The 3,823-nt window shown below is 69.3% G+C and carries 5 protein-coding genes; 4 read left to right on the top strand and 1 reads right to left on the bottom strand.

Features of this window, described 5'->3' with window-relative positions; all coding sequences use genetic code 11:
* A partial coding sequence (locus tag QZ433_RS04300) for a VanZ family protein (protein WP_295780180.1) occupies positions 1–351 on the top strand: 351 nt, incomplete at its 5' end.
* A 4-nt stretch (positions 352–355) separates the two neighbouring features.
* A complete protein-coding gene (locus tag QZ433_RS04295) occupies positions 356–541 on the top strand; it encodes a hypothetical protein (RefSeq protein WP_295780179.1) in 186 nt (61 codons plus the stop codon).
* Positions 542–715: 174 nt separating this feature from the next.
* Here the strand turns inward: QZ433_RS04295 and QZ433_RS04290 are convergent, their stop codons facing one another.
* Positions 716–1,405 (bottom strand): hypothetical protein, encoded by a 690-nt coding sequence (locus QZ433_RS04290; protein ID WP_295780178.1) that lies wholly within the window; start codon positions 1,403–1,405, stop codon positions 716–718.
* Positions 1,406–1,691: 286 nt separating this feature from the next.
* On the opposite strand from QZ433_RS04290, the gene QZ433_RS04285 reads away from it, so the two are divergent.
* Both QZ433_RS04285 and QZ433_RS04280 read left to right on the top strand, forming a co-directional pair.
* Positions 1,692–2,873, top strand: a complete 1,182-nt coding sequence (locus tag QZ433_RS04285) for a zinc-dependent alcohol dehydrogenase (protein ID WP_295780177.1) — start codon at positions 1,692–1,694, stop codon at positions 2,871–2,873.
* Between the two features lie 153 nt (positions 2,874–3,026).
* A partial coding sequence (locus QZ433_RS04280) for a circularly permuted type 2 ATP-grasp protein (RefSeq protein ID WP_295780176.1) occupies positions 3,027–3,823 on the top strand: 797 nt, incomplete at its 3' end.

Genomic DNA, 3,823 nt, shown 5'->3' with positions numbered 1-3,823 from the left:
CTCACCCTCTCCCCGGAGGGCGAGAGCGACCGGGCGATCGGATGCGCCGCTGAGCTGCCCTTCCTCGCTCCGACCGCGGTGGAGTCCATGGCCAACATCCTGCTGTTCGTGCCGGTCGCTCTGCTTGCGGGTCTGCGGTGGAAGAGACCCGTGCTCGCGACCCTCTGCGCGAGCGCTCTGTCCGTGGCGATCGAGGCCGTGCAGGCGCTCGTGCCGGCGATCGGTCGGGCGTGCGACACGGGCGACTGGGTCACGAACACCATCGGGGCCGTCCTCGGCGGTGTCGTGGCCGCCCTTGCCCTCGTGTGGCATAGGTCGGCTCCCCGTCTTGAGCCCGTGCCCGTCGAGTGAGATCGTGAGGCGCATGGTCGACGCCCGCCGGAACTCAACGCAACCAGAGAAGTGGGTCGGTGGGCTGAACCCCGACTTCGACGTCGACGCGCACCGCGGAGAGGCGCTGTTCATCGGTCGGGACCTCGAGGACGCTCGCTTCATCGGCCACGTCGGCGGCGCGCCCGCCTGTCACGACATCACCGACTGAACGGCACGGGATCGCGCCGTTCCGCGCAAAGACCACCCGACCACCACCGGTTCAAGGATGCCCCTTCCGTCCACCGCTTCGGAATACGGCGCCGCGGTGCCCGCCGCCGGCATCAGGCGCTTGCGGCGCGAAGTGCTGCCGCCCGACGCAACCGACGACCAGTCGTAGCCCGCGTCAGGAGAAGAGCTGGCGGAGCGCGTCGAGGTCGCCGGAGTCGACGACCCCCTGGACCGCGTCGATGGTCTGCTCATCCACGAACATGCCTTTGAGGGTGTCGTTCCAGATCGCTCGCACGGCATCCACGTCGCCGGCATCGACGGCTCTACCGGCGGACTCGATCGCCTGCTGGTACGGGAGCTGTTCGAATCCCGCACCTGCGTCGCCGGGGCTGTAGTACGGCACCCACGGAAGGGCGGGATCGGGGGTCAGCCAGAGCACCTGCCCCGGCTGGATCGTGCGCACGTGGTTCATCGAGCCAAGCGTCGGGTACGCGCAGAGTCGCTCGGCGATCACCGCTTCGACGTCACCCGGCTCGACCGTGTAGGTCGAGGGCGTGCCGTTCTCATCCACCGTCACCTCGCCGCGCGCGAACTCCCGCGCACCGAAATCCCGAAGTGTCCCGTGGCGCTCGAGATACAGACCACCCTCGGAGCCGTAGACCTCCGACATCCGCGAACAGTCCTCCGACGCGGGCGTCGATGCCGCCTCGGCCGCAGCCTCGGCCGCCGGTTCGGAGACGGCCGGAGAAGCGGATGCCGCGGACGTCTCGACGACCGCGGGAGCTGTGGCGGAGCACCCGGCCACCGTCGCAGTCATGACGGCGAGCGTCGAGAGTGCGGAGATGAGCTTCGACGTGCCGGACATCACGCCATCCTGACAGACCCGTTCCTTTCCGCAACAGGGGACGCGATCAGCCGGCCGTCGCCACCGCGGACGGCCGTGCCGCGACGTGCACGGCGTGAACCGTAGTCGCTCCAGCGGGAAGTCAGCTGAAGGTCAGTCGTCCGCGCACGATCGAGCCGCCGGAATGAGTCGCGTCGCGCGCCGCGGATCCCGGGGAGTGACCCACCGGGAGGGGGTTCGTCAACCACCTCGGCATCCCGGGTCCTCTCGGCCCACAGTGGGTGTCCCCGGAACGGAAGGCATCACCATGAAGGCACTGACCTGGCAGGGCACGCGCAACGTGAGCGTCGAAGAGGTCCCCGACCCGCAGATCCTCAAGCCGACCGACGCGATCGTCAAGATCACCTCGACCGCGATCTGCGGCTCCGACCTGCACCTCTACGAATTGTTCGGCCCGTTCATCGACAAGGGCGACGTGCTCGGTCACGAGCCGATGGGCGTCGTCGTCGAGGTGGGCTCGGCCGTGACGAATCTCGCCGTCGGCGACCGCATCGTGGTGCCGTTCAACATCTCGTGCGGTCAGTGCTTCATGTGCCGACGCGGCCTGCAGTCCCAGTGCGAGACGACGCAGGTGCGCGAGTACGGCAGCGGCGCGGCGCTGTTCGGCTATACCAAGCTGTACGGCCAGGTGCCGGGCGGCCAGGCCGAGTACCTGCGCGTCCCGCTGGCCGGCTACAACCACATCCGCGTCGGCGACGATCTGCCCGACGACCGCTACCTCTTCCTCAGCGACATCGTGCCCACGGCGTGGCAGGGCGTGCGGTACGCCGACGTCCCCGAGGGCGGCACGCTCGCCGTCATGGGCCTCGGCCCGGTCGGGCAGTTCGCCGCCCGCATCGGCGTGCACCTCGGCTATCGCGTCCTCGCGATCGAGCCCGAGGCGGACCGTCGCGCGATGGCCGAGCGCCACGGCATCCTGACCTACGACCTGACCGACACGGTGGTCGACGAACTGATCGACCTCACCGAGGGGCGCGGTGCGGACGGGGTCGTGGATGCCGTCGGCATGGAGGCTCACGGCAACGGCGGCGCGAAGCTCGCCCAGAACGCCGTCGGTCTGCTGCCCGACGCCCTCGCGCGAAAGCTCATGGACAAGGCCGGCATCGACCGGCTCGCGGCGGTCTACGCCTCGATCGACCTCGTGCGTCGCGGCGGGACCGTGTCGCTCAGCGGCGTCTACGCCGGCGAGGCGGACGTGCTGCCGATGAAGACCATGTTCGACAAGCAGCTGAACCTGCGCATGGGTCAGTGCAACGTCAAGCGGTGGATCGACGACCTGCTGCCGCTCGTCGAAGACCCCGCCGATCCGCTCGGCGTGATGGACCTGGTCACCCACCACGCCCCGCTCGAGGACGCCCCCGGCCTGTACGAGACGTTCCAGAAGAAGGAGGACGGCTGCATCAAGGTGGTGCTGCGCCCCGGCACCTGACCCGCACGCCCGCTCCCGCCCCGCGTGAGTCGCCACGTCCTGTCGCCGTTGTTCGCGTCGAAGCGACGGATTCCGGCGACTCGCGCGGTTGGTGGTGTGCGGCGCGGCGGGTGGGAAACGTTCCGGCAACACGGCGCTGAGTAGAGTCGTGGCATGGGTGACCTGTTCGACGGTTACGGCTCCACGCTGGCGCCGCGCAAGACCGCTTCCGGCATCCCGGCGTACGACGAGATGTTCGGCGTTCCGGCCCGCCCCGGAGACGCCGCCCCCTCGCGCGAGGCGTATCGGGAGCTGTACCAGACGCTCGCGCAGATGACGCAAGAGGAGCTGCGCGGTCGCACCGAATCGCTGGCGAGTTCTTACCTCGCGCAGGGCGTCACGTTCGACTTCGCGGGCGAGGAGCGGCCGTTCCCCCTGGATGCCGTGCCCCGGGTCATCGCGTACGACGAGTGGTCGCGCATCGAGGCCGGCGTGAAGCAGCGCGTCCGTGCGCTCGAGGCGTTCCTCGATGACGCGTACGGCAATCAGCACTGCGTGCGCGACGGCATCCTGCCCGCGGGTCTGATCTCGTCGTCGCAGTACTTCTATCGCCAGGCGGCCGGCATCCGCAGTGCCAACGGCGTGCGCATCCAGGTGTCGGGAATCGACCTGATCCGCGACGAGCACGGCGAGATGCGCGTGCTCGAAGACAACGTCCGGGTGCCCTCGGGCGTGTCGTACGTCATCTCGAACCGCCGCGTCATGGCGCAGACGCTGCCCGAGCTGTTCGTGTCGATGCGCGTGCGCCCCGTCGGCGACTATCCCAACAAGCTGCTCGCGGCCCTGCGCGCGTCCGCCCCGCCCGGGATCGACGATCCGAACATCGTCGTGCTGACGCCGGGTGTGTACAACTCGGCGTACTTCGAGCACACTCTGCTCGCGCGCCTCATGGGCGTCGAGCTCGTCGAGGG

The organism is uncultured Microbacterium sp., from assembly GCF_913776565.1.
In the GTDB taxonomy this organism is placed as follows: Bacteria; Actinomycetota; Actinomycetes; order Actinomycetales; family Microbacteriaceae; genus Microbacterium.
This window is presented reverse-complemented; position numbering and strand designations above follow the sequence as displayed.